28 protein-coding genes are annotated in these 27000 nt (G+C 45.6%); 27 read left to right on the forward strand and 1 reads right to left on the reverse strand.

Features of this window, described 5'->3' with window-relative positions; all coding sequences use genetic code 11:
- Window positions 1-18 precede the first annotated feature (18 nt).
- From prfA to K8O68_RS08615, 22 genes are all read left to right on the forward strand, one after another.
- A complete protein-coding gene (gene prfA / locus K8O68_RS08510; RefSeq protein ID WP_230896479.1) occupies window positions 19-1086 on the forward strand; it encodes a peptide chain release factor 1 in 1068 nt (355 codons plus the stop codon).
- Between the two features lie 7 nt (window positions 1087-1093).
- A complete protein-coding gene (gene prmC / locus K8O68_RS08515) occupies window positions 1094-1984 on the forward strand; it encodes a peptide chain release factor N(5)-glutamine methyltransferase (protein WP_230896480.1) in 891 nt (296 codons plus the stop codon).
- 150 nt (window positions 1985-2134) lie between these two features.
- On the forward strand, window positions 2135-2827 hold the full coding sequence (locus K8O68_RS08520; RefSeq protein WP_230896481.1) for a stage II sporulation protein R: 693 nt from the start codon (window positions 2135-2137) through the stop codon (window positions 2825-2827).
- Window positions 2828-2995: 168 nt separating this feature from the next.
- Window positions 2996-3451 (forward strand): GNAT family N-acetyltransferase, encoded by a 456-nt coding sequence (locus tag K8O68_RS08525; RefSeq protein ID WP_230896482.1) that lies wholly within the window; start codon window positions 2996-2998, stop codon window positions 3449-3451.
- Between the two features lie 145 nt (window positions 3452-3596).
- Window positions 3597-4649 carry an L-threonylcarbamoyladenylate synthase gene (locus tag K8O68_RS08530; protein ID WP_230896483.1) on the forward strand — a complete coding sequence of 351 codons (1053 nt, stop codon included), beginning with the start codon at window positions 3597-3599 and terminating at the stop codon, window positions 4647-4649.
- Between the two features lie 68 nt (window positions 4650-4717).
- Window positions 4718-5266 carry a manganese efflux pump MntP gene (locus tag K8O68_RS08535; RefSeq protein ID WP_230896484.1) on the forward strand — a complete coding sequence of 183 codons (549 nt, stop codon included), beginning with the start codon at window positions 4718-4720 and terminating at the stop codon, window positions 5264-5266.
- Between the two features lie 178 nt (window positions 5267-5444).
- A complete protein-coding gene (locus K8O68_RS08540) occupies window positions 5445-6107 on the forward strand; it encodes a low molecular weight protein arginine phosphatase (protein WP_230896485.1) in 663 nt (220 codons plus the stop codon).
- Between the two features lie 157 nt (window positions 6108-6264).
- A complete protein-coding gene (rpiB, locus tag K8O68_RS08545; RefSeq protein WP_230896486.1) occupies window positions 6265-6714 on the forward strand; it encodes a ribose 5-phosphate isomerase B in 450 nt (149 codons plus the stop codon).
- Window positions 6715-6960: 246 nt separating this feature from the next.
- Window positions 6961-7533 carry a TIGR01440 family protein gene (locus tag K8O68_RS08550; RefSeq protein ID WP_230896487.1) on the forward strand — a complete coding sequence of 191 codons (573 nt, stop codon included), beginning with the start codon at window positions 6961-6963 and terminating at the stop codon, window positions 7531-7533.
- 324 nt (window positions 7534-7857) lie between these two features.
- Entirely contained in the window at window positions 7858-9123 is a 1266-nt protein-coding gene (locus K8O68_RS08555) for a serine hydroxymethyltransferase (protein WP_230896488.1), read from the forward strand.
- Window positions 9124-9390: 267 nt separating this feature from the next.
- Window positions 9391-10020, forward strand: a complete 630-nt coding sequence (gene upp, locus K8O68_RS08560) for a uracil phosphoribosyltransferase (RefSeq protein ID WP_230896489.1) — start codon at window positions 9391-9393, stop codon at window positions 10018-10020.
- Window positions 10021-10599: 579 nt separating this feature from the next.
- On the forward strand, window positions 10600-12924 hold the full coding sequence (locus tag K8O68_RS21430) for a S8 family serine peptidase (protein ID WP_370640505.1): 2325 nt from the start codon (window positions 10600-10602) through the stop codon (window positions 12922-12924).
- A gap of 558 nt (window positions 12925-13482) precedes the next feature.
- The gene (locus K8O68_RS08570) at window positions 13483-13716 is read left to right on the forward strand and encodes an AtpZ/AtpI family protein (protein WP_093053062.1); all 234 of its coding nucleotides are present in this window, start codon (window positions 13483-13485) and stop codon (window positions 13714-13716) included.
- On the forward strand, window positions 13713-14093 hold the full coding sequence (locus tag K8O68_RS08575) for an ATP synthase subunit I (RefSeq protein WP_230896490.1): 381 nt from the start codon (window positions 13713-13715) through the stop codon (window positions 14091-14093). Before K8O68_RS08570 ends, K8O68_RS08575 begins: the two co-directional genes overlap by 4 nt.
- A 95-nt stretch (window positions 14094-14188) precedes the next feature.
- On the forward strand, window positions 14189-14911 hold the full coding sequence (gene atpB / locus K8O68_RS08580) for a F0F1 ATP synthase subunit A (protein WP_230896491.1): 723 nt from the start codon (window positions 14189-14191) through the stop codon (window positions 14909-14911).
- Between the two features lie 126 nt (window positions 14912-15037).
- On the forward strand, window positions 15038-15259 hold the full coding sequence (gene atpE, locus K8O68_RS08585) for a F0F1 ATP synthase subunit C (RefSeq protein WP_093053068.1): 222 nt from the start codon (window positions 15038-15040) through the stop codon (window positions 15257-15259).
- Between the two features lie 96 nt (window positions 15260-15355).
- Window positions 15356-15853 (forward strand): F0F1 ATP synthase subunit B, encoded by a 498-nt coding sequence (atpF, locus tag K8O68_RS08590; protein WP_230896492.1) that lies wholly within the window; start codon window positions 15356-15358, stop codon window positions 15851-15853.
- Complete coding sequence (locus K8O68_RS08595; RefSeq protein ID WP_230896493.1) at window positions 15850-16404, forward strand: F0F1 ATP synthase subunit delta; 555 nt, start codon at window positions 15850-15852, stop codon at window positions 16402-16404. Before atpF ends, K8O68_RS08595 begins: the two co-directional genes overlap by 4 nt.
- Window positions 16405-16415: 11 nt before the next feature.
- Window positions 16416-17921 (forward strand): F0F1 ATP synthase subunit alpha, encoded by a 1506-nt coding sequence (atpA, locus tag K8O68_RS08600; RefSeq protein WP_230896494.1) that lies wholly within the window; start codon window positions 16416-16418, stop codon window positions 17919-17921.
- A gap of 54 nt (window positions 17922-17975) precedes the next feature.
- Window positions 17976-18875, forward strand: coding sequence for an ATP synthase F1 subunit gamma (atpG, locus tag K8O68_RS08605; RefSeq protein ID WP_230896495.1), 900 nt, complete (start codon window positions 17976-17978; stop codon window positions 18873-18875).
- A 125-nt stretch (window positions 18876-19000) separates the two neighbouring features.
- Window positions 19001-20413, forward strand: a complete 1413-nt coding sequence (atpD, locus tag K8O68_RS08610) for a F0F1 ATP synthase subunit beta (protein ID WP_230896496.1) — start codon at window positions 19001-19003, stop codon at window positions 20411-20413.
- A 249-nt stretch (window positions 20414-20662) separates the two neighbouring features.
- Window positions 20663-21070, forward strand: a complete 408-nt coding sequence (locus tag K8O68_RS08615; RefSeq protein WP_093053087.1) for a F0F1 ATP synthase subunit epsilon — start codon at window positions 20663-20665, stop codon at window positions 21068-21070.
- A gap of 689 nt (window positions 21071-21759) precedes the next feature.
- Here K8O68_RS08615 and K8O68_RS08620 read toward each other — a convergent pair.
- On the reverse strand, window positions 21760-22329 hold the full coding sequence (locus K8O68_RS08620; RefSeq protein WP_230896497.1) for a transposase: 570 nt from the start codon (window positions 22327-22329) through the stop codon (window positions 21760-21762).
- A gap of 1219 nt (window positions 22330-23548) precedes the next feature.
- On the opposite strand from K8O68_RS08620, the gene K8O68_RS08625 reads away from it, so the two are divergent.
- The 5 genes from K8O68_RS08625 to nuoH are packed head-to-tail and all read left to right on the forward strand — an operon-like array spanning window position 23549 to window position 27000.
- Window positions 23549-23920 (forward strand): NADH-quinone oxidoreductase subunit A, encoded by a 372-nt coding sequence (locus tag K8O68_RS08625; protein ID WP_370640506.1) that lies wholly within the window; start codon window positions 23549-23551, stop codon window positions 23918-23920.
- Window positions 23911-24438: a NuoB/complex I 20 kDa subunit family protein gene (locus K8O68_RS08630; protein WP_093053102.1), complete on the forward strand. Its 528-nt coding sequence runs from the start codon at window positions 23911-23913 to the stop codon at window positions 24436-24438. The genes K8O68_RS08625 and K8O68_RS08630 overlap by 10 nt, the downstream gene beginning before the upstream one ends.
- Window positions 24435-24914 carry an NADH-quinone oxidoreductase subunit C gene (locus K8O68_RS08635; protein WP_093053106.1) on the forward strand — a complete coding sequence of 160 codons (480 nt, stop codon included), beginning with the start codon at window positions 24435-24437 and terminating at the stop codon, window positions 24912-24914. The genes K8O68_RS08630 and K8O68_RS08635 overlap by 4 nt, the downstream gene beginning before the upstream one ends.
- 14 nt (window positions 24915-24928) lie before the next feature.
- Entirely contained in the window at window positions 24929-26041 is a 1113-nt protein-coding gene (locus tag K8O68_RS08640) for an NADH-quinone oxidoreductase subunit D (protein ID WP_230896498.1), read from the forward strand.
- A complete protein-coding gene (gene nuoH, locus K8O68_RS08645) occupies window positions 26041-27000 on the forward strand; it encodes an NADH-quinone oxidoreductase subunit NuoH (RefSeq protein ID WP_093053112.1) in 960 nt (319 codons plus the stop codon). Before K8O68_RS08640 ends, nuoH begins: the two co-directional genes overlap by 1 nt.

The raw sequence follows: 27000 nt of genomic DNA on the forward strand, positions 1-27000 counted from the left end.
TAAAATGAGGTGAAGAATGTGTTTGACCGCCTGCAAGCAGTTGAAGACCGATATGAAAAACTTAATGAATTACTGATGGATCCGGATGTCATCAGCGATACGAATAAACTGCGTGAATACTCCAAAGAGCAGTCCGATATTCAGGAAACTGTGGAAACTTACAGGAAATACAAAGAGATTAAAAGCCAGATTGACGATACAAAAGAAATGCTGAACGACAATCTGGATGATGAGATGCGCGAAATGGCCAAGATGGAACTTGATGAACTTGAGGAACAGATGCCGGATCTGGAAGAAAAACTAAGACTTCTTCTTCTTCCTAAAGACCCGAATGATGACAAAAACGTCATTGTTGAAGTGCGGGGAGCGGCTGGCGGAGACGAAGCAGCTCTTTTTGCGGGTGATCTGTTCAGAATGTACTCCCGCTATGCCGATTCGCAAGGGTGGAAAACAGAAGTCATCGAATCGAATGAAACCGGAATAGGCGGCTTTAAAGAAGTCATTTTTATGATTAACGGAAAAGGTGCTTACTCCAGAATGAAATATGAAAACGGTGCGCACCGCGTACAGCGTGTGCCGTCAACGGAATCCGGCGGCCGTATTCATACATCTACCGCCACAGTGGCAGTACTTGCTGAAGCGGAAGACGTTGAAGTGGATATCCACGAAAAAGATATTCGTGTGGATACTTTTGCAGCGAGCGGTCCAGGAGGGCAAAGTGTTAACACCACCATGTCAGCCGTACGTCTGACTCACGTGCCGACAGGAATTGTGGTCTCGTGCCAGGATGAAAAATCGCAAATTAAAAATAAAGATAAAGCGATGAAAGTTTTACGGGCGAGAATATATGATAAATTCCAGAAAGAAGCCCAGGCCGAATACGATGAGCACCGTAAATCTGCCGTAGGGACAGGGGACCGTTCTGAACGGATCCGCACTTATAACTTCCCGCAGAGCCGGGTTACCGATCACCGGATCGGTCTGACTCTGCAGAAGCTTGATCAGATCCTTGAAGGCAAGCTGGATGAAATTGTCGATGCGCTGATCGTTGAGGAACAATCCAAAATGATGGAAAATGCGGAGTAACCCGTCTATGTATGCGAATGAAGGAAAAAAAGTGTACGAAGCCCTCAATTGGGCTTCGTCTTTTTTACAGAGGCATGATTATGAAGAAGAGATCGCCCGCCGGGTTCTCATGCATCATACAGGATGGAGCCGGACACGCATGCTGACGGAACTTCAGACCGTGATAGAAACAGAAGTGCTTAACCGGTTTGAGGCAGATGTAAGGGAAGCAGCGAGCGGGACACCTGTTCAGCACCTGACAGGTGAAGAGTTTTTTTACGGGCGTTCATTTAAGGTAGGGCCGGATGTGCTGATTCCACGGCCTGAGACGGAAGAACTGGTCGAGCGGGTGTTGCACATTTTGAACAGCCGTAAAGATGTTTTCTGGAAAAACAGAGAAGAAACGCCTGCCGTTATTGATGTCGGAACGGGAAGCGGAATTATTGCTGCGACGATGGCGCTTGAATTGCGTGCAGCCCATGTTCTCGCGTCCGATATCAGCTCGAGAGCTCTCACGGTCGCGAAAATGAATGCAGACAGGCTCGGAGCCCGGGTTGATTTCTTAGAAGGGGATCTTCTCACTCCGTTTATAGAGTCAGGCATCAAAGCAGAGGTCATTCTGTCCAATCCTCCCTATATTCCGGAAGGGGACAGAAGCATCATGAAAGAGAATGTCACCGGACACGAGCCTGAAAACGCCCTGTTTGCAGGGGAGGACGGACTGGATATCTACAGACGACTTGTTAAACAGGTGCCGGCTGTATTAAAAACGCCAGGCCTCGTCGCTTTTGAAATCGGGCACGACCAAGGTGAGGCTGTCAGCAGCCTGTTAAAAAAAGAACTCCCTCAAACGGCAACCATTCAGGTGATCCGCGACATCAACCAAAACGAACGGATCGTTCTGGCTGAAGTATGGTAAATATGGGATTTTTTTGCGGGTCTGACCCCCCAGCTTCTGGGGGGTCAGACCCGCCTTTTTTTTCCATTGTCTGAAAATGTCGGACACTCTTATGTTTATTTTTTTTCCTCTCCGCCAAGACTAGGGAACATAAGAGGGAGGGAACGTAACATGTGGGAAAAAGTTAATTATATTTTCAAAGAATACAAGAAAAATGCCAAAATGCCATTATACTTTATATTTATATTATCTATGTTCCTTATGTCATGGGAGGCTCATTTCTTTTATCCGGCTTATCAGGCGCATTCAACGCCATTAACCAGCTATAACTGGGCGGACGGAAAAGAGGATTATATTCCTGAAGAATCCATCCGGCTAAGAATTAAATCGAACAGCAATTCACCGGCTGACCAGCAGCTTAAATTAAATATACGCAATGAAGTGAACAGGCATGTCAGTACGTGGACTTCGGATTTTGAGGACCTGAAACAAGCACGGGCAGAAATTGAAAACCGAATGCCTGAACTTCAGACCGTTATCCAGAACGAACTGGATAAAATGAATGTGTCCACGCCGTTTAATGTGTCGCTTAAAGAAGGAGTGGACTTTCCTACAAAACATTACGGGAAACGCGTTTACCCTGCAGGGGATTATGAAGCGGTCTTTATTGAAATTGGTGATGGGCTTGGGGACAACTGGTGGTGTGTGCTTTTTCCACCACTCTGCTTTGTCGATATGGGTGATTCCAAAGAAAGTGCTGAGAGTGAAAACACTGACGTTCCGGAGGGTGAAGAAGAAGTGGAAGTCTCATTCTTCGTCGTGGAAGTCGTACAGAGCTTGTGGGGAAAAATAACGTCCGCTTAAAAGTTTTACACAACTTATCCACAGGTTCGGTGATTTTTCCACAAACATCTGAATTTCTTTTCTATTAAAATAGCAATCATATTCCTGCTTTCTATGAATACGATATAGTACAAGCTGATAGAATTGCTTTTGATTTCTATTAAATGTGTTATGAAAGAAGGGATCTCAATGAGCGTTGCTATTCGTGAAGCAGTAGAAGAAGACGTGCTGTTGATTCAGCACTTTATTAGTAAAGCAGGTGTGCAGCTGGGGTCAGTCCCTCTGGACTGGAAACAGTTTATAGTAGCTGAAGATGGACAGGGGGCGATTGCAGCCACAGCCGCACTTCAGCCGGTAACAGACACATCAAGTCTGATCAGAGCACTCGTCATTGATTCTGAAAAAGTAGGAGCGAGTTTTGTATTAAAAATGCTGGAGACTGCGGTGCAATACGCCTGGGAGAAAAAAAACGAAGAAATTTACATGATGGTTAAAGAAGCAGGGGAGATGATGGAAAATCTCGGCTTTAAAAAAGTGGAGAAAGAGGACCTGCCTGTGGAAATCACAGTAGTTCCGGAAATCTTCACCCACTTGGAAAATGGCCTTCCTGTGTATAAAGCTTCGAAACCTGTGGATAAAAGGTAGTCTTACCCACAAGTTATAAACAGTACAACTTAAGTTATCCACCGGATCGTGTGGATAACTTATTTTTTTGGTGTCTGCCGGCTTCTTTGCTATTGACATACGTTCAAATGATAAGCAAAATAATGAAGAGCAAGGAGGCACGTTTATGACATATCAACATACTCGACACTGGATTGTGGATAAGTCTGTGGGTAATCTGGAAAATTCCCCGCAGATTCATGAAGCAGCCGGTTTTATAAAGCAGAATAAAGTGGTCGCATTTCCTACCGAAACCGTATACGGGCTGGGCGGAAATGCTGAATCGGATGAAGCGATCGACTTGATTTTTCAAGCGAAAGGAAGACCTTCAGATAATCCGTTGATTGTCCACATAGCTGAGAAAGAACAGCTCTACCGGTATGTCCGTTCTGTTTCTTCTCAAGCAGACAAGCTGATTGAAGCGTTTTGGCCGGGACCGTTGACGATCGTTTTAGAGCATAACGGGGAATTGTCGGATAAAGTGACGGCCGGCCTTCCTACAGTGGCTGTGAGAATGCCGGATCATCCCGTAGCATCAGCAATAATTAAAGCATCCGGTTTGCCGGTGGCAGCTCCGAGTGCGAATCGTTCCGGACGTCCCAGCCCAACGACGGCCGCTCATGTGACAGATGATCTGCACGGCCGGATTGCCGGGGTAGTTGATGGCGGCCCTACAGGTGTAGGGGTGGAATCAACAGTAGTGGATTGTACGAACGATGAGATTGTTATTCTTCGGCCTGGAGGAATAACGAAAGAGGATTTGGAGAAAGTGGCGGGCCCGGTGACGACTGATCCGGCGTTAGTGGAAGAGGATCAGGCACCTGTGTCGCCCGGAATGAAATATACTCATTACGCCCCGCACGCACCGCTTATTCTTGTAGACGGCGACCGGCGTTTTTTTGCCCAAAAAGCAGAGGAGGCACGCAGGGAAGGGAAAAAGGTCGGTGTCCTTATCACTGATGAGTATGAAGGGATGCCTGCCGACAAGGAAATCCGGCTGGGGCCTTCAGGCGATTTGCCTGCTGTAGCCCGCCGCCTGTATGATTCTTTACGGGCTTTTAATCAAAATGAAGTGGACGTCATTTATGCACAGGTGTTCCCGGAAACAGAGCTTGGGGGCGCCATAATGAACCGTCTCAGGAAAGCAGCCGGTGGAAAAATAATCAGCCAAAAGGAATAGGTTAAATAATCATAATAAACCCCTTCGGACATGCATAAGTTGGAATAGCTGGTCCGAGGGGTGATTTTGTGTCTGGTGAACTTGTCACTGTTGCTGTTATGGCTGTTGCTTTAAGTATGGACGCCTTTTCTATAGCTGTAGGTCTGGGGCTTTTCGGCATGCGTTACCGCCGGATCGCGGCAGTCGGTACCTCAGTTGGATTTTTTCATATTGTGATGCCTTTGTGCGGGCTCGTCATAGGCAAGATGCTCTCGCAGTATTTAGGCGTCATCGCGATTTTTACAGGAGGAAGCGGCCTGATCATAATTGGCTTGCAGATGATTGTTTCTTCCTTTAATAAAGATGAGTCTCCTATTTTTTCGCCGCGTGGAATAGGGCTGTTTATTTTTTCGCTAAGTGTCAGCATGGACAGTTTTGCGGCAGGACTAAGTCTCGGTATGCTGGGGGCGCAAACATGGCTGACTGTAGGAAGCTTCGGCATCGTCAGCGCCGTTTTCACCTGGGCTGGATTAATTCTCGGAAAAAAGGCAGGGCATTTAGTAGGCTCAAGCGGCGAGTGGATTGGCGGTTTGGTGCTTATTGCATTCGGGGTAAAAATGATTACAGGAGTCTTTTAGCCAATATTTTGTCAGACAATGCGAAATCATGGCAGCTTATGATAATATATAATAGGAAGATCGTCCTTATTTTCAGGAATTAATTTATAAGAAATGGAAAGCTTTCGCCCAGTGCCTGGCTGAAAGCAGGTTTTTTTATTGGAAAATAGAGCAATTTAAGAAACAGAGGGTGGATAAAATGGAAAGAATACTTTTTGTATGTACGGGAAACACGTGCAGAAGTCCGATGGCAGAGGCAATTTTTGAACACAAAAAAGATGATGAGAAACTTGAAGCCCGGTCAGCAGGCATTCATGGCATGGAGGGTATGCCGATGTCTGAAGGCTCGAAAAGCGCGCTCGCGAAAAGGGGAATTATGGAAAGCCACCAGTCAGATTCCCTGTCAAAGGAATTAATCAACTGGGCTGACGTGGTATTAACAATGACAGAAAACCATAAACGGATCGTGGTAGAACAGTACCCTGAGCTCGTGTCCAATGTTTTTACATTAAAAGAATTTATTATTGACGATCCGGAAATCAAGCAGAAGATTAAAGATCTGGAACATCATATGACACAGCTGGAACTTAAACGGGCGTCTTTCTTAGCTGATAACCACAACCAGGTCGAGAAGTACAACAAAAATAAAAAAATTAACAAACAGTCTGATCTGGAACAAGAGCTGCTAAACCAGCTTCACCCGCACCAGGCTGCCATTGACCGTCTTCAATGGGACATGCCTTCTCTTGATATTTCCGATCCTTTCGGGTCAGGCCATGAAGTATACGAAGAGTTATATCTGGAAATGGAAAAGGCGATAGAAAAACTCCTGAAAATCTTAAAAGAAGAGCAAAGTAAATAATCTGCGAAATTGCAGGGAAAATAAGAATGACTAAATACCCGGCCCCGGGTTTTAAAAACCGCCGGCAACTATGCGCCGGCGGCCGGATACATAGAGCTGATGACTTGAAAAAAACTGTTCCACGTTTTACTGTTTAACTATAAAGGAGGTCGTTACAATGAAAATTGCAATGGGATCGGACCACGCAGGTTACGCGTTAAAAGAAGAGATCGTTAAAGTAGTGAAAGAATTAGGCCATGAAGTGATAGATGTAGGCTGCGACTGCGCAGACTCGGTAGATTATGCAGATTACGGCATCCCTGCTGCGGAAAAAGTATCTTCCGGAGAAGCGGACAGAGGCATTATCATTTGCGGCACAGGGATCGGCATGTCCATCTCCGCTAATAAAGTGAAGGGTGTTCGATGTGCTCTTGTGCATGATTTATTCAGCGCAAAAGCAACAAGAGAACACAACGACTCCAATGTGTTAGCGATGGGAGAACGCATTGTCGGGCCTGGAGTAGCTCAGGAAATTGCAAAAATATGGCTTTCAACTGAATTTGAAGGCGGCCGCCATGAGCGCCGCATAGGAAAAATTTCAGAATACGAAACAAAGAATGAAGGATAATACATCCTTCATTTTAGGTTGATGAAGAACGAAAGGCAGCGACTCCGATGGGATAAGCGCAGTCTGAAAATCCATTCTGAAGATGCCTCGCTGAGTCAGAATTAGTTGAAGACAAGCCCCATGCTTGTCCCCATTCAGGGGAGAAAGCGTCCGCCGGCAGTGATGAGATGGTGAGATATCTTTCTTTCTTTTTCAAAAACCGAGGGACTTAAGGCTACTTGGATAATAAGGAAGGAGCGGTGTCTGATGGCAGAGACATTCGCAGGACAAACAGGATCCGATCTGATGAAAGCTTTGGATGAATTCCAGGAAGCGGCACAGCTTAAAGCCGGCCAGCTGTTCGTGATCGGAGCGAGCACAAGTGAGGTAATCGGCAGGCATATCGGCAGTGCCGGTTCTGAAGAGGTAGCTGCTGAACTGTGGCATACAATTAAACAGTTCCAGGAAAAAACAGGCGTGAATCTTGCTTTCCAATGCTGTGAACATTTGAACCGCGCGATTGTTCTTGAAAGGAAAGTGGCAGAAGCAGAGAGGCTCGACGAAGTAGCAGCCGTCCCTGTAGCCAAAGCCGGAGGTTCAATGGCTTCGTTTGTTTACAGGCAAATGGAAGACCCGGTCACCGTGGAAGAAGTGAAAGCGCACGCCGGTATTGATATAGGAGACACTTTTATCGGTATGCATTTGAAAAAAGTCGCTGTTCCTGTCCGCACTACTGTTAACCAAATCGGGGAGGCGCACCTGACTCTGGCCCGCACCCGCCCGAAGCTTATCGGAGGAGCGAGGGCTGTTTATACTGTACAACCGCCTCCACAAAAGTAATTCTCCAGGCGTTACCTGAAAACAGGTAACGTCTTTTTATTTTTTAATAAGGAGAAAGAGGAGGTGCCCCGTGCTCCCTTATTCCTCCAAATACGTCTGACTCCTCATCCAGTAAAAACACCCAGAAACAAGTATAATTACCAACAAATTTTCGACAATTAACTATTTTTTTAAATTGGTAACGGATACATTTGTCTGACAAGTCGTCACCCCTTTTACAACGGGGGAATAAACGTATAGAATAGAGAGCAGATTGATAACTATAACACGTATATACTTACTAATGATAATCAGCGTGGAATGAGTTCAGGGAGGTTCCGACAAATGACGACGATTGATAAGCGGGAATTAAGTCACGTAAGAACACAGGACGCAGAAGTTTTTGCAGCTATGGACGCAGAGTTAAAACGCCAGCAGGAAAACATTGAGTTAATCGCATCTGAAAACTTTGTTTCAAAAGCAGTCATGGAAGCGCAAGGATCGGTATTGACGAACAAATATGCAGAAGGTTATCCAGGCAAACGCTATTATGGCGGGTGTGAACATGTGGATGTAGTGGAAGACATCGCCCGTGAACGAGCGAAAAAGATATTCGGTGCAGACCACGTTAATGTTCAGCCGCATTCAGGAGCGCAGGCTAACATGGCCGTTTATTTTGCGTTTTTAGACCAGGGAGATACAGTTCTCGGAATGAATTTATCCCACGGCGGACATCTCACTCACGGAAGCCCGGTCAATTTCAGCGGTAAACAGTATCAGTTTGTTGATTATGGAGTTGATAAAGCAACAGGGAGAATAAATTACGAGGATGTCCGTGCTAAAGCGCTGGAGCATAAACCGAAAATGATCGTTGCCGGTGCGAGCGCATACCCTCGTGAAATTGATTTTTCCAAATTCAAAGAAATTGCAGATGAAGTAGATGCTTATTTAATGGTTGATATGGCTCATATTGCCGGCCTTATTGCTGCAGGCCACCACCAGAATCCTGTCCCGTATGCCGACTTTGTGACCACTACCACTCACAAAACGCTTCGCGGACCACGCGGCGGTATGATTCTGTGCAAAGAAGAATACGGCAAGAAAATTGACAAAGCTATTTTTCCGGGACTTCAGGGCGGGCCGCTGATGCACGTCATTGCTTCAAAAGCTGTCGCATTAGGAGAGGTCCTTTCTGATGACTTTGTCACGTATTCAAAACAAATTAAATTAAACGCTGCATCACTCGCTAAATCGCTAAATGAAGAAGGCATTAACCTTGTCTCCGGCGGAACTGACAACCACCTTGTTCTTCTTGACTTAAGAAGTCTCTCCCTGACGGGAAAAATCGCGGAAGAAGCGCTTGATAAAGTTGGCATTACTACCAACAAAAACACCATTCCGTTTGATCCTGAAAGCCCGTTTGTTACAAGCGGCCTCAGAATCGGTACAGCGGCCGTTACTTCCCGCGGGTTTAAAGAAGAGGAATTGAAAGAGGTAGGAAAAATTATGGCTCGTGTTCTTAAAAACACGGAAGATGAGGCGACTTTAAAAGAGGCGAAAGAAGCGGTCAGCAAATTGACTGGCAAGTTCCCTCTTTACGAAAGCGAATAAATTTACGCGCAGTTGCCGGTGAACCAACAGACAACAGGCCTTAAGTGTCCGGCACGAACCGGAACTGCAGCCGAAAGTAGCACCTGCTCACCTAATAAGCAGGTGCTACTTTCATGTCCGATGGCCGGTATAACCGGCTGGGATTAATTTTCAGCTTGAATGTAAGAGTCATATTATGTAGAATTTCATAGGAGTGTAAAAAGAAAGCTTGTAACAACTGCTGTAAACAGGCTGAAAAGCTAATTTTTTATAAAGGAGCGGGGTTTCATGGGGAAGGTATATGTTTTTGATCATCCACTTATTCAGCACAAACTGACTTATATCCGTAATAAAGGAACAGGGACGAAGGAATTTCGTGAGCTGACGAACGAAATTGCAGGGTTAATGGCGTTTGAAATTACGAGAGAACTTCCTTTGAAGGAAGTCGACGTAGAGACGCCGGTTGCGATGGCTAAATGCCATATGATTGCCGGGAAAAAATTAGGAATCATTCCCATTCTCAGAGCGGGGCTTGGTATGGTAGACGGTATTCTTGAACTGATTCCGGCAGCAAAAGTCGGGCACGTCGGTTTATACCGCGATCCGGATACGCTTAAACCGGTCGAATATTACGTAAAACTCCCTAAAGACATAGAGGAACGCGAACTGATTGTAGTTGATCCGATGCTTGCTACAGGCGGTTCAGCTATCGAGGCAATTAATGTAATGAAAAAGCGCGGCGCTAAAAATATTAAACTTATGTGCCTTGTTGCCGCTCCTGAAGGTGTTGAAGAGATGCAGAAAGCTCATCCTGAAGTAGATATTTACCTGGCTGCAATGGATGAGAAGCTGAATGAAAAAGGTTATATCGTACCTGGCCTGGGCGATGCAGGCGACCGTTTATTCGGTACTAAGTAAACCAAACAGCTTCCTATATTAGAGGGCGAAAAAGGCTGGCACAAAAAAATAGCTGCAAAAGAAATCCGGAGAAATATCAACTGATGATATTTCTCCGGATTTTTGTTTCTGTACATAAAGAAAATGAACTTTTACAAAGAATAAGAGCAGTTAAGCCGGTTATATTTAAATTTAATCAGCGAAAAAGCGTCTCTATCGGCGAAATTGAGGGTCCAATCAGCGAAAAAAGATTTCTATCAGCGAAAAAATGATTCAATCAGCGAAAAACAAAATCAATCAGCGAATTTCCCCCTTCTATCAGTAACTTAGAATAATTATTGCTGTAGAACAACTTATAAAACTTAAGTTGACAGGCACTAAAAGAGGATAAAAGCAAGTTCGTCTTTTACGACCTGTTTTAGTTTTTTCTCAGGCACTTTTTGTTTTTGTACATAAAGAAAAATAAAAGTTGTAAATTAAGGGCGCCTGGTGTGTGGTGGACGCTTGCCGAGTGAGCTTATCCGGCCTCTCACACATAAAATGGCTCCCCACAGCAAACGATATAGTTCAGAAGCCAGTACAAAGAGAGGTTGATCTCCTGTGAAAAAGCACGATGAATACTTTTTACCTTCTTATCTGTACAAATTAGGTGCTCTTTGTACACTGATTGCGTTTATTTTAATTGGCGCCTGTCTGCCTGCCTACAGTTTTGCTGCAGGAGCCGAAGAAGACGGGCATGTGATTTTTCCCGAAAGGCCGGCTATCGAGGAAGAAGCTTTAGCGAGCAGTGCCACTGAGGGACAAACGGCAGTCTATATAATAGAATCCTCTTCAAACCCGGAGAGGCTGGCTGAAAAAATTGAAAGCACTATTGAAGGGGCGAAGATCCGTAAACTGTTTCCCACACTTTATAACGGGTTTTCAATTCAGCTGCCTGTCGACCAGGTGGAAAATATTGCTGAAATGGCAGGCGTTAACCGGGTGGACGAATTAGCTTACTATGAGCCCTACGTTGATGAGAGTGTCCCTTTCATCGGGGGGACAAGCGGAAAAACAAACAGTCTTTTTACAAGAGATAACGATAAGCTCACCGGAAAAGGAGTAAAAGTGGCTGTCATAGACACAGGGGTTGATTATAACCATCCGGACCTGAAAAATAATTACAGAGGCGGTTTTGATGTGGTAGATCAGGACGAGGATCCAATGGAGACGCAGAAAGACCAGGGGATGCCAACCCTTCACGGGACACATGTAGCCGGTATTATTTCTGCCAATGGAAAGCTTAAAGGCGTGGCGCCGGAAGCTGACATTTACGCCTATCGCTCACTCGGCCCATCAGGAATGGGGACGACAGAACAGGTGATAGAATCTATTGAAAAAGCGGTGGAAGAAGAGGTGGACGTCATAAACCTGTCGCTTGGAAACACGGTGAACGGACCTGACTGGCCTACCAGCATCGCTCTCGATAAAGCAGTGGAAAAAGGAGTCGTAGCTGTTACTTCAAACGGAAACAGCGGTCCGAGCCTGTGGACAGTCGGTTCGCCGGGCACTTCAGCAAAAGCCATTTCTGTAGGCGCCTCGACACCGCCGATGCTTATTCCTTATCTGATTACAGATTCAGACCGGAAACGGGAAATAGCCGTTCAGCCTATGCAGAAAGCTGATAAATGGAAGCTGAACCGCTCTTATCCTGTGATAAACGCAGACCTTGGAAGAGAGGAAGATTATGAAAATATCGACGTCGCCAATAAAATTGTCCTCGCAAAACGTGGTCTGATCAGTTTTACAAGGAAAGCTAAAATAGCTAAAAAGAAGGGAGCTAAAGCCTTAATAGTGTACAACCACCTGCCGGGAGAATTTGCCGGGATGCTTGAAGAGCCTGTTGATCTCCCTGTCGTCAGTATTCCGAAAGAAGAGGGGGAGAGTCTGGCAAAAAGGCTTGAAGAAAACGGAGAGGAACATATCCGGACCATTTACCGGGAAGAAGAAGACCGGATTGCACCGTTCAGTTCCAGGGGCCCTGTAACTCATACGTGGGAGGTAAAACCGGATTTAGTCGCGCCGGGCGTCCAAATTGACAGTACCGTTCCGAGCGGTTATCTGGATTTAAATGGAACAAGTATGGCATCGCCTCATGTCGCAGGCGCAGCGGCTCTGCTAAAGCAAAAATATCCGGACTGGACCCCTGAAAAAATAAAGGCCGCTCTTATGAATACAGCCAAACCGTTAACAGATAAGGATGGCAATCTTCATCCCCCGCACGTTCAGGGGACAGGGAGGCTCCAGGTGGACAAAGCTTTGGCTGCCGACACGCTTGTTTACCCGGCCCAGATTAGTTTTGGCCAATGGATGCGGACCGACAGCAGGCTTGAAAAAGAAGTCACTCTTACTATAGAAAATCTTTCAGACAAGCGGCGGAAATATACTGTAGAACCTCCTTTTGAAGTACCGGACGGCATTCAATGGAAAGTCCCTTTTTCTACCTATTTAGATCCGGGTGAAACAGCCGAAGTGCCTGTCACTGTCGATGTGTTTCCAGCTGTGTTTGAAGAAGGGATTTACCACGACAGAATTTCCGTAAAAAGCGGGGGAGAAACAATTTATATCCCGTATTTATTTTTCGTAGAGGAACCGGATTATCCCCGGCTAATGTCTTTTATGTTTGAAAAAGGGGATGAACCCGATACGTACCATTACGAAGTGTATCTGCCTGGAGGGGCCGATGAAATGGGAGTAGTTCTTTATGATCCGGATACCTTCCAATTTATAACTTACCTCGATGCCGAAAAAAATCTGCACAGAGGAATGTTTGAAAAAGAGATTAAAGTAAAGGATGTGCCAGGCGGAATATATAAAGCCCTCATTTTTGCCGAAAAGAATGGTCAGGAAGATACGATTGAACAAATGCTTTATATAGGTGATTAACAACGGCTGGTGACAAACCTGCAAAAAAATGGCTCTCATGTGAGGGCCGTTCTTTTTTGAGTAATAATTATTCGGCCTGCGCTTGCCTGCACTCTGGAGTATTACCACAGCATCAGGCACAGGAACTTTGGCCAGGCCAAACTCTCCACGTGCTGAAAGAACTCTGAGGGCTTCTATATATAAGTTCGCTTCTTTCTTTACCGATGATTTTTCGAAAATCAACTGTATTTTAGTACTTCTGTCCAGGGCTCTTTTTTATTGAAAATTCAGACTTTAATTTTCTTGAAAATTCCAAAGACATTCACAACAGAATTATGTATAATATAAATCGTGCGCAAGGTCAATTTTTGAAATTTTTATGAACTTACGTGTAAGCGTTTTACACTCTAATTTAAATCGTTTGCACATAAGGCCTGCCGCTTTCGTAATATTGACACGAATCCTTGGCTGTTGTACGATTACAAAGGATATCCACCAAATTTCCACTCGTTTCGCGGGAGGGTTTTTCCGAAAATACCGAATGGGTGAACGCCCATTCACAAGACAAGGTGGGGGACGATGTCTGAGCCGTCAAAGTACCGTCAATTAATGAAAGCTTTTGCGTTAATGACCACGATTACCTCTTATCTTGTCGGAGCCATTTTGATTGGCGTTTTCGGAGGGAGATGGCTGGATAACCAGCTGGATGGTGGCGGGCTGTATATAGTGATCGGACTGCTGGTCGGTATCACGACAGCTGTTTACGGCATTTATCAGGCTGTTCACCAATTTATGGGGGACGATTCATCATGAACGACATCAAAGTCCTGGTAAAGCGCTACGCCATTTACTCGGCTGTCATTATCCTTATTCTTCTGTTCACAGCCTTGTTCAGTTCTGAACCAGCTTTTTTCTGGGGGATGGCTTTCGGAGCGAGTTTCAGCTTTTTGAATTTATTAAGTACATATTTCCAGGTGAAACGTATAGGGAAATCAGTGGCAGACAGGAAATTCAGGTTTTCTGTCGGGACTCTCGGAAGAATTATTATAGTAGTAGCTGCGCTGTTTACCGCTCAGCAGTTTCCCCAGTATTTAAATCTAACAGGAGTGATTATAGGACTGGCTGTGACCTATATCATCCTCTTGATAGAGCCTATTTTCAACCATAAAGCATTTGCAGTTAAAGAGTGACCCTTTATGCGGCTTTGTTCCCGGACTTTCTTTGGGGCTCGGCGGCTTAAGCACATGGGACCGCTCTTTGCAATACAGAAAAGAGGTGAGAAGAATTGGATAGTTATTTTTACAAAATGGATTTGTTTGGTATTCCGTGGCTGACGGTAAATGTTCCTAATTTAATTTTGACTACGGTTGCTATGGCCATCGTCTTTTTTGTAACATTTTTTATGTCCAGAAAAATCCGCATGTACCCCACCGGTGCCCAAAATGCTTTGGAGTATCTGGTCCAGTTCGTCAAGAACATTATTCACAGTACGATGGACTGGAAGCAGGGAAAGAACTTCGTCATGTTAGGTATTACAATTATTCTTTATGTATTTGTAGCCAATATGATGGGGGTGCCGTTTGAACTCGCAACAGCTAATCACGATGTGTGGTGGAATTCACCTACATCCAATCCGGTCTTAACCATTTCCCTCGCGGCCTTTGTTATTGTGCTCACCCATATTTACGGGCTGAAGCTGAAAGGGCCTAAAGAATACGGGAAAGATTATTTCCGGCCAGCCTTTTTTATGGCTCCGTTTAAAGTGATTGAAGATTTCTCAAACACTTTAACACTTGGAATGCGTCTTTACGCCAACATTTATGCGAAAGAAATGATTATGGTTATGCTCGTAGGGCTTGGAGCTTCTTCCCTTTTCTGGGCGTTTGGAGCCTTCATTCCACTGGTGATTTTCCAGGCATTCAGTGTGTTCATCGGTTCTTTGCAGGCCTTTATTTTCTGTATGCTGACGATGGTCTACATGGCACACAAAGTCAGCGAGGATCATTAAACAGTCTCCCCATAAATCGGGGGAACAAACATCTTTTGTGAATAAGAACTCTTTACACATATTTAAAGAGTACTTTATTTAATAAAAAAAATTATATTTTTTAATACTTAAAGGAGGATTTTTATTATGGGTGCAGTCGCTATTGCAGTAGCAATTACAGCAGGGTTAGCAGCTCTGGCAGGAGCATTTGGGGTAGCAATCGTTGTGAGAAGTACATTACAGGGGATTACTCGTCAACCGGAGATTCGCGGTCCGCTTCAAACTGTTATGTTCATTGGTGTACCGTTGGTTGAGGCCCTTCCGATCTTCGCAATCGTTATTGCCTTCTTATTATTAGGTAACATGTAAGGAAACAAGTCTCGAATGAAAAATGGCGGAGAACGTAAATCATACACTCTTCGCCATTCCTTTTGTATGAATGACTGAAAAAAGGAGGCGAATTCGTTGTTTGATGTAACGGAAATCGAATGGATTAATGCCATTTATCAGATTTTAGCGTTTGGTGTACTTTTATTGCTTTTGAAAAAGTTTGCCTTCGGTCCAATCATGGACATGATGGAAAAGCGTGAACAGCATGTGGCAGACCAGATTTCTTCCGCGGAAAAAAACCGTGAAGAATCAGAAAAATTCCTGGCTGAACAACGGGAAGCGATTCAGGAAGCCCGTCAGGAAGCTAAGGAAATCGTAGAAAACTCTAAGAAAATGAGTGACCAGCAGGCGGAAGATGTGCTGGAAAATGCGAGAAAAGAAGCAGAGCGCATGAAACAGAACGCGCTTGCTGAAATCAATACAGAAAAAGAACAAGCAATCTCCGCGCTTCGTGAGCAAGTTTCGACCTTGTCTGTACTTGTGGCGTCTAAAGTCATCGAGAAAGAACTCGATGAAAAAGAGCAGGAAAAGCTCATCCAGGGCACTCTTAAGGAAGTGGGCGAAGACCTATGAGAAGACATCCCGTAGGTTACCGTTACGCTTACGCGTTGTTTGAGCTTGCGCGGGAACAAGGAAGTCTCGTCGAAACAACGAACGACCTTGAGATTGTGTCACAAGTCTTTAAGGATACGAACCTTCTTGACGAAGTGTTCAGACACCCGAAAATGACGAATGAACAGAAGAAAACCATCCTGAAAAACACTTTTTCTGAAAAAGTGAGCCCCTCTGTTATGAACCTGTTACTTTTAATGGTAGATAACAAGAGGCTGGATGTACTGCAGGCCGTGACTGATAATTATAAACAGCTTGCAAATGAAGCACAGGGCATTGCCGAAGCAACGGTTTATTCAGCCAAAGCATTGAACGGCGAAGAACAAGCTGCTGTCGCAGGCGTTTTTTCTAAACGCGCAGGTAAAGCCAAATTATTAATTCAAAATATCGTAGACGAAGAGCTCATCGGCGGTTTAAAAGTCCGTATAGGAGATACCGTTTATGATGGGAGCGTCGCAAACCAGCTTGCACGCATTCAGGCGCGCATGATACACGGGAACGTTAGTAGATAGGGGTGAACGAAATGAGCATCAGAGCCGATGAAATCAGCTCTCTGTTAAAAAAGCAGATCGAAGGCTATCAATCAGAGATTGAAGTTAACGATGTAGGAACCGTCATCCGTGTCGGGGACGGGATTGCAGTTGCTCACGGTCTTGAAAACGCGATGGCCGGGGAACTGCTTGAGTTTTCTAACGGTGTCATGGGTATGGCACAGAACTTAGAAGAAAATACGGTCGGGATCATTATCCTTGGACCGTTTACAGAAATTCGTGAAGGGGACGAGGTGCGCCGTACAGGCCGTATCATGGAAGTTCCTGTAGGTGACGAACTTCTTGGCCGCGTTGTAAATCCGCTCGGACAGCCGCTTGACGGCATGGGTCCTGTGGAAACCGGCAAAACACGTCCTATTGAAAGTCCGGCACCAGGGGTTATGGACCGTAAATCGGTTCACGAACCGGTGCAAACAGGCCTAAAAGCCATTGATTCACTTATTCCGATCGGCCGTGGTCAGCGTGAGCTGATTATCGGGGACCGTCAGACGGGTAAAACAGCCATTGCCATCGATACAATCATTAACCAGAAAGATGAAGATATGATATGTATCTATGTTGCAATCGGCCAGAAAGAATCCACGGTAGCCGGAGTGGTGGAGACTCTCCGCCAGCATGGAGCACTCGATTACACAATTGTTGTTACAGCAAGTGCTTCCCAGCCTGCGCCGCTTCTGTTCCTTGCACCATATGCAGGGGTTACAATGGGAGAAGAATTCATGTACAACGGCAAGCATGTCCTCTGTATTTATGATGATTTAACTAAACAGGCAGCAGCTTACCGTGAATTGTCCTTACTTTTAAAACGTCCGCCGGGCCGTGAAGCATTCCCGGGTGACGTCTTCTACCTCCACTCCCGTTTGCTGGAACGTGCAGCCAAGCTCAGTGACGATAAAGGCGCCGGTTCTTTAACGGCCCTGCCTTTTATTGAAACACAGGCAGGCGACATTGGAGCTTATATTCCTACAAACGTTATTTCCATTACTGACGGGCAGATCTTCCTGCAGTCCGACCTGTTCTTCTCAGGTGTACGGCCAGCGGTTGACGCCGGTTTGTCAGTATCCCGTGTAGGTGGTTCCGCCCAGATTAAAGCGATGAAGAAAGTTGCCGGTACGCTGCGTCTTGACCTGGCATCCTATCGTGAACTTGAGGCATTTACCCAGTTCGGTTCGGACCTTGACGCCTCCACTCAGGCGAAACTTAACCGTGGAGCACGTACAGTTGAAGTTTTAAAACAAGGCCTTCACCAGCCGCTTGCAGTTGAAAAACAGGTGTTTATCCTCTTTGCTTTAACAAAAGGTTTCCTCGACGATGTTGAAGTAGAAGATATCGGCCGCTTCGAGTCCGAAATGCACACGTTCTTAGAACACAATCACAAGGATCTTCTCTCCCATATCAGGGAAACAGGCAACCTTGCTGATGATGATGCAATGAGACAGGCGATCGAAGCGTTCAAGAAAACATTCCAGTCAAAGTAAAGAGCGGAACGATCTGATTTTTTCCAAGTTCCAAAACGAAGGTGGTGAAGAACGATGGCCTCTTTAAAAGAAATTAAAACACGTATTAGTTCCACTAAAAAAACAAAGCAAATCACAAAGGCGATGGAAATGGTTTCAGCCGCCAAGCTGAATAAAGCTCAGAACAGAGCTGAATCTTTCCAGCCTTATACTGATAAAATCCGTGAAGTTGTTACAAGCATTGCCGCAGGCACGGAAGGGGTATCCCATCCGATGCTCGAAGACCGCCCGGAAGTTAAGAAAACCGGCTATATAGTCATTACTTCAGACCGCGGACTTTGCGGCGCCTATAACAGCGGACTATTACGGGAAACGATGCGCCTCATCAATAAACGGCACAGCTCTCCCGATGAATACGGTATTGTTGTAATCGGACGAGTCGGCCGCGATTTTTTCAAAAAACGCAACATGCCGATTTACCAGGAGATCACTGGTCTGCCTGACCAGCCTGAATATACCGATATTAAAAGCATCGCAGCTACAACAGTAGAAATGTTTGAAGATGAACTGTTTGACGAAGTGTACGTGCACTATAACCACTTTGTCAGCGCGATCAGCCAGGTCGTAACCGAAGCAAAACTGCTTCCGTTAACTGACCTGGGTGAAGAAGTTGAAAATACGGAAGACAGCGGCGAGTCAAGTGAACCGGCCGGCAATCTGGATTACATTTATGAACCGGATGCAGGAACAATCCTTGAACAGCTGCTTCCCCACTATGCTGAAAGTTTAATTTTCGGTGCCTTGCTTGACGGAAAAGCAAGTGAATTCGGTGCCCGAATGTCCGCCATGCGTTCTGCTACAGACAATGCGGATAACATGATTGACGACTTGACATTAAGCTATAACCGCGCCCGTCAGGCCGCAATTACGCAGGAAATTAACGAAATTGTAGGCGGCGCAGCAGCCCAGAGCTAACAGCCCGGGCTGAACCGCCTTCACTTCACATATAACAGTTTCCCGGATTAGCGAAAGTTTACTGCGACTAACGCTTTCGCCTTTATTGGCGGTAAGCCTGGTCTTGTAAAGAAGGAGGAAAGACGATGAATAAAGGACGCGTCACTCAAGTAACTGGTCCGGTCGTAGACGTTCAGTTCGAACGAGGCCAGCTGCCTGAGATCTATAACGCAATTAAGGTTGAACACAAAGCCCAGTCTGCAGGCGAAGTGGACGTCGATCTTACGTTAGAAGTTGCCATTCACCTTGGCGATGACACCGTACGTACAATCGCCATGGCATCCACAGACGGACTTGTCCGCGGCATGGAAGCCATCGACCAAGGTAAAGCAATTGCCGTACCAGTCGGAGACGCCACATTGGGCCGTGTATTTAACGTATTAGGCGAGAACATTGACCTCGACGAAGAAATCGGGGCAGAGGTGCCGCGTGATCCAATTCACCGCGAAGCACCTGCCTATGACGATTTGTCTACCCAGACAGAAATTCTTGAAACAGGCATTAAAGTCGTTGACCTGCTTGCCCCTTACGTTAAAGGTGGTAAAATCGGTCTCTTCGGAGGCGCCGGTGTAGGTAAAACAGTACTTATTCAGGAACTTATCAACAACATCGCCCAGGAGCACGGCGGTATCTCAGTATTCGCCGGTGTAGGGGAGCGTACCCGTGAAGGGAACGACCTTTACTTTGAAATGAAAGACTCCGGCGTTATCAGCAAAACTGCCATGGTATTCGGTCAGATGAACGAGCCGCCAGGAGCACGTATGCGAGTTGCCCTGACAGGACTGACAATGGCAGAGCACTTCCGTGATGAAAAAGGTGCCGACGTACTTCTTTTCATCGACAACATTTTCCGTTTCACACAGGCAGGTATGGAAGTATCCGCCCTCTTAGGACGTATGCCATCCGCGGTAGGTTACCAGCCGACATTGTCAACGGAAATGGGTCAGCTGCAGGAGCGAATCACATCAACCAAAAAAGGGTCCGTTACATCCATCCAGGCCATCTACGTGCCAGCGGATGACTATACTGACCCGGCACCAGCAACAACATTCGCCCACTTGGATGCAACAACCAACCTGGAGCGTAAACTATCCGAAATGGGTATTTACCCGGCCGTGGACCCGCTCGCATCAACTTCCCGTGCCCTCTCACCTGAAATCGTAGGTGAAGACCATTACGAAGTTGCCCGTGAAGTCCAGGTGACGCTTCAGAAATATAAAGAACTTCAGGATATCATCGCCATCCTTGGTATGGACGAACTATCTGAAGAAGACAAGCTGACAGTAAGCCGCGCCCGACGCATTCAGTTCTTCCTGTCACAAAACTTCCACGTAGCCGAACAGTTCACAGGCCAGCCAGGATCCTATGTCCCTGTTAAAGAAACCATCAAAGGATTCCGCGAAATCCTTGACGGCAAACACGACGACATCCCTGAAGACGCCTTCCGACTCGTCGGCCGCATCGAAGACGTCGTAGAACGCGCGAAACAAATGCAATAGGAAGCGATATTCCCAAAGGCCAGAACCGTTCTTTTCGGGAAAAATCACGGGCCGCACTCCGGCATCCCGGTCTCATGCCCAGCCAGGGCCAGGACCTTCCATGCCGGATGAACGCACCCCGTGTCCGCTGCCATATCCAGCCCCCGGCGCCCTGCGCCGCGCCGGACTGGTAAGCACCTTGAGCAGCAGACCCGTATAAAACCACTCTGGCCAGCCGGTGAATCGTCCCTTTAATAAGGAGGATGAACCATGAAGACGATGCAAACCAATGTCGTCACTCCTGATGGCAGTGTATTCAGCGGAGAAACAGAGATGGTAAGCGTCAAAACACAAGAAGGCGAACTCGGTATTTTACCTCGTCACTTGCCTCTTGTCACGCCCCTTACCATCGGCGCCATCCGCATCAAAAAAGATTCCAAAGTTCAACTCATCGCAGTCAGCGGCGGCTTCATGGAAGTCCGTCCAGATGAAGTGAACATTCTCGCAGAATCGGCAGAACTTCCATCAAATATCGATATTACCCGCGCCCGCGCAGCTAAAGAACGCGCCGAACGCCGTCTGGCTGAAGCCAGGAAGGAAAATGTCGATTTCAAGCGCGCCGAACTGGCACTCAAACGTGCCATCAACCGCCTGGAAGTCTCCGAAAACCGCATGTAACAACCAAAACAGACGCTGTTTGCCTCCGGGCAAACAGCGTTTTTGTATTGGTATGAAGTTGCTGGAAGGGGTGGGGGTGTTAAGAATAGTGGGTGCGCTATGGGTGCGGTGGGTGATACGTGTGTGTTACCGGGGTGGCAGAGAGGTAACACCCACCAACGTATCAGGTAGAAACCAGGAGAAAACGAAAGAAATTAGGAGAGTGTTAAAGGTAGGTGATACGTGTGTGTTACCGTAGTAACAGAGAGGTAACACCCACCAACGTATCAGGTAGAAATCAAGAGAAAACGAAAGAAACGAGGAGAGTGTTAAAGGTAGGTGATACGTGTGTGTTACCATAGTAACAGAGAAGTAACACCCACCGAAGTATCAGGTAGAAATCAAGAGAAAACGAAAGAAATCAGGAGTGTTTTAAAGGTAGGTGATACGTGTGTGTTACCCGAGTAGCAGAGAGGTAACACCCACCGAAGTATCAGGTAGAAATCAAGAGAAAACGAAAGAAATCAGGAGTGTTTTAAAGGTAGGTGATACGTGTGTGTTACCCGAGTAGCAGAGAGGTAACACCCACCAACGTATCAGGTAGAAATCAAGAGAAAACGAAAGAAATCAGGAGTGTTTTAAAGGTAGGTGATACGTGTGTGTTACCGTAGTAACAGAGAGGTAACACCCACCAACCATACGAAAATAAATTACAAGGTAACATTGCACCATTGGATATATTTAAGGCGTTTTTCCTCATAAGTACCACTAAAAGAGGTTAATAACGGTCTAAAGTTAATAAAAGGAGGTAAATTGATGTCTTGGTCTGTATTAAAATCAGCTTGTAAAAACAACGGATAACTGCTCCACTTATAGTCTTCTGGATTACGAACAGCGTTGATTTCAATAGGGTTATAGTGGATATATCGGCTCATAATTAATAGGGTCCTGTGATTATAGGCAGGCTTAGCAATAAACCGCTTATCGAATAAATGTCCTCTTAATTGATACTTTTTATTAAAATAATCGGAGTAATTTTTTTTAATATATTGCATTATTCGGGAATAATCGAGGTGATTTGATTTTATTAGGAGGTGAAAATGAGTTTTCATAAAGATAAAAGAGGATACTTCGAAAGGATATTTCTTATAGGCTGACTCTAAAAGATTGTAAAAATAACGATAATCGTTTTCATCTCTGAACATAAGCTCTTTCCAATTAGATCTGCTCATCAAATGATAAAAGATACCATGTTTCCAGTCTCTGGCCTTATAAGGCATTAAACCATCTCCTTTTTTAAGCTACGGCTTTAATTAATGCTTGTAACACAACACGGTTGGGATAACTGCAAAAGAGGGGGCGAAGCAACTTACTGAGAGGCACGGTGCAAAAACTGCTATTAGATGGTGAATATAAATCAAGGCGCTTACTAAATCTGGGGCCATAAAAGACGGGCTTAAAAGAAGCAGCACATTCAACACGGCTCTTGCTGGGTTAATAGACGACCAATCAGATTTGTTAAAGCCGAGCCGGATGGGTGATCTGGAGCTATCAGCGGCAATCAATAAACGAAGGGGAGGAGTCACAGGAAAATAATACTATAAACCCGCCCGTAATTCAACTGCATATTAGGCCTTTAATCTACAAGCGAAGCTTCATCCTTAAAAACAATTCGCCTGAAAACCTCAGGCATTCCCCAGGTCACCTGACTCCTATAATTATCAGCGGCGGCGATTGTCGCCCACCCATGATGTTTGTGATCTTAAAGTAATTAATGTAAAAAAATAGAAAAATACTCCTCCCGGCGGCATTTATCAGAGAGCAAAAAAGATAGCATAAAAAGAGCGGGTAACGCTTATATATAGTGGTGGCCGGACATGCAGGCCCACCTAAGGCCAGCCAAATTGCCTCTGTTCTGCCTGGAAATAAAAGTCCCAGTTTTCATCCAGAAAAATTCAATAAAAAGTCACATTTTTGCAACAAAATCATTTAAAATGTATGTAAAGACTCCTGTTACAATTCAACCCCTGTACCTGTTATATCGTATGTTTAGTGTTGAACGTTTACTTTAAGCGTCTGGAAAGAGCGCAGCACCAACGTTTTCTCGCAGATATCAAAATAATCAGTCAATTCACGCCGCCTGAAAATTAATCCCATAATTTTCCACCTAAAACAAACAGGGCTTCGAAATCACCATAACACCTTTCTTGCGCCACGAAAAATAATCATTATAAATTAATAATAATTATCGCCACTCAAAACATTAAAATTATACTGAAAATTCACACGACACACCCTCTAAACCTAATAGTATCAACACATACACCACTTTTTTCCACCTGCCGTGAACCGCGCGGTGACAGTATTAACACTATAAACAACTTAGTTACATTATTAATCTGAGAATTCAGAATAATATAGAAGTATTTTCATTGCTTTGTTATAATTTTAGTGTGAGTTGGAATTGCAAAAAATACTTTACCGGAGGGGAGTGAAGGTATGGGGCTGGGAGCATATTACGATAATTATATACTCGTATTAATCTTTATGCTGCTTGGGGTTGCTCTTCCAGTTGTTTCTCTGACGTTTGGAAGGTTTGTAAGACCTAAGAACCCGTATGCGGAGAAAATCACCACCTATGAAAGCGGGATCCAACCAGAAGGAGACGCACAAGTCCGTTACCACGTGGCCTACTATATTGTAGCGCTGGAATTCATCATTTTTGATGTTGAAACCGTTTTCTTAATTCCGTGGGCGGTTACACTTGACCAGCTTGGCTGGGTCGGGCTGAACTTGATGCTGATTTTTATCGCCATACTGGCTTTGGGCCTTGCATATTCTTGGAAAAAGAAGGTGCTAGAATGGAACTAAAAGGATTTCAAGAATCAGAAAAGTATGATCCAAGGGTTTTGGAAGACATAAAAAAGAATGTCTTTTTTACTAAACTGGACCAGTTGAAAGCCTGGTCTCGTACAAGGTCATTCTGGCCTTTAAGTTTCGGGCTGGCCTGCTGCGCTATTGAAATGATGGGGACAGGCGGCTCACGGTATGACTTTGACAGATTCGGGGTTATTTTCAGAGCATCACCGCGGCATGCCGATGTCATGATTGTCGCAGGCACCGTTACAAGCAAGATGTCTCCTGTTTTAAGAACATTATATGATCAGATGCCTGAACCGAAATGGGTAATCGCCATGGGTTCCTGTGCAACTTGCGGAGGCCCTTATAAAGAAGCCTACAGCGTCTTAAACGGAGTCGATAAAATAGTACCAGTCGATGTCTATGTATCCGGATGTCCTCCAACTCCACCGGCCTTACTGGACGGCGTCGATAAACTGCGTGAAAAAATCCGTTTGGAGGCTAAAGGAGAGAGGGTGACGGAAGGATGAGCCAGGAGCTTCTCGACTTAATCGTAAATAAAGTTCACACCCTTCACGGAAAAGAAACGATTGAAGAACCTGTCCTCAACTTCGGGAAGCCGATGATCGTCCTCGATTCCGGAAATTGGGATTTAGCCACTGCCAAACTGCTCCACGACGACGAAGCACTGCAGTTTGACTTCCTGTCCTGCGTAACAGGTGTGGATTATGAAGAGCACATGGAAGTCATCTATAATTTCTACTCAACTATTCTCGATCACTATGTGTATGTGAAAATCAAAACATCCAGAGAAGAACCGACCGTCATGTCTGCTGAGCCTGTCTGGAAATCAGCCGACTATATGGAACGAGAAACGTACGACCTTCTTGGTATTGATTTCCCTGGTCACTGGCGTTTAAAACGTATATTGCTACAAGATGACTGGGAAGGTCACCCGCTTAGAAAAGATTATATAACAGACAAAAAAGCCCTGGGCTTGGATTAGGGGGTGCGTAGTAAATGCCGGAGTTAAAAACAGAAACAATGACGCTGAATATGGGGCCGCAGCATCCGAGTACACACGGGGTTTTCAGGTTGCAGCTTAAAGTAGACGGGGAGACGATCAAGGAAGCGATACCTGTGATGGGGTACCTTCACCGTGGATCGGAAAAATTAGCTGAGAGATTTCTATACTCGCAGTTTATTCCATACACTGACCGTTTGGATTATTTAAATGCTATGACGAATAACTATGTTTATTGTGCAGCCATTGAAGAACTGCTCGAGTGGGAAGTACCGGAAAGGGCTGAATACTTGCGCGTAATTACAATGGAGCTTAACCGGATCGCCAGCCACCTTGTCTGGTGGGGAACCTATCTGCTGGACATCGGGGCAATGAGTCCATTCCTTTACGCTTTCCGTGACCGCGAAACGATCCTTGACCGGCTAAACGAAATCAGCGGCGCGAGGATGACGTTTAACTATCACCGTATCGGCGGCGTAAAATGGGACGCGCCTGACGGCTGGATCGAAAAAGTACAGGAAACAGTTAAAGAACTGTATGAGAATATACAGGAATTTGACACACTCGTTACCGGAAACGAAGTATTCCGTGCGCGAACCATCGGAGTCGGAAAGTTGTCAAAAGATCAAGTCATCAACTGGGGATTATCAGGGCCGATTGCACGCGGCAGCGGCATCCCGATAGATCTCAGGAAAACAGAGCCGTATTCTATATATGACCGGTTTGATTTCGATATACCAACCCAGGAAGACGGCGATGTATTCGCCAGATATAAGGTACGTATTGAGGAAATGTTCCAGTCTTTGCGAATTATTGAGCAAGCTTGTGCACAGATTCCTGAAGGAGACATCATCACCAAGAAGGGGAAAAGGCTGATGATGATCAAACCGCCGGCAGGAGAAGTGTATAAGCGCGCTGAAGCTTCTAAGGGTGAAATCGGGGTTTACGCCATCAGTAACGGAAAAAATAAGCCGTACCGGATCAAACTGCGCCGGCCTTCTTTCGTTAATGTTTCTATTCTCCAGCACATGCTGGTGGGCGAATCGATTCAAAACCTCGTAGCCATTTTCGGAAGTCTCGATGTTGTACTCGGGGAGGTCGATGCATAGTGGACTACTTACTCATGTTTTTGTACGCTGTCGCTGTTTTGATGGTTTTACTCGGTGGGGTAACATTTGCCATCCTTGCCGAACGTAAAGTCATTGGAGCAATGCAGCTGAGGCCAGGTCCAAACCGCCACGGCCCCTGGGGAGTTTTCCAGACAATAGCTGATGTACTGAAGCTTTTACTGAAAGAAGACGTGATTCCTGCAAATGCAGATAAGAAAATATTCGTTCTTGCGCCTGTTCTTGCCTTTGCACCTGCCTTTTCCGTTATGGCAGTGCTCGTATACAGCAGCACGGTAGGCGGAGCCGATATTAACATCGGTGTCATTTATTTCTTAGGCGTATCATCGATCACAATGCTGGGAGTGTTAATGGGCGGCTGGAGTTCCAACAATAAATACGCCCTGTTCGGTTCTATACGAGGGGTTGCCCAGATGGTCAGTTATGAACTGCCGCTCATTCTTTCAATTATCGGGGTAATTATTATGGTTGGTTCACTCAACCTTACCGATATTGTCAACTATCAGGCAAACATGGGCATGTGGTTTATCGTTCCGCAGTTCCTTGGTTTCGCGGTTTATATGATTTCATCAATTGCCGAATTAAACCGGTCACCTTTCGACTTGCCTGAAGCTGAATCGGAACTTGTAGCAGGGTTCTTTACAGAGTACTCTGGCTTCCGTTTCGCCATGTTTATGTTAGCGGAGTATACGTATGCTATAGCCATTGCCGGTCTTGCCACAACCTTGTTCCTCGGTGGCTGGCTAGGACCTGCATTTTTGCCGGAAATCGTATGGTTTATGCTGAAAGTTGTCGCGGTTATGTTCATCTGGTTCTGGCTGACAGCTACTTTACCGCGGGCACGCGTGGACCAGCTCATGAATTTCGGTTGGAAAGTGCTCATCCCGGTAGCGTTGCTCAACATTGTGCTTACGTCGATATATAAAGTGTGGATGGGGTGA

The organism is Salipaludibacillus sp. CUR1 (assembly GCF_021028955.1).
GTDB lineage: Bacteria > Bacillota > Bacilli > Bacillales > Salisediminibacteriaceae > Salipaludibacillus.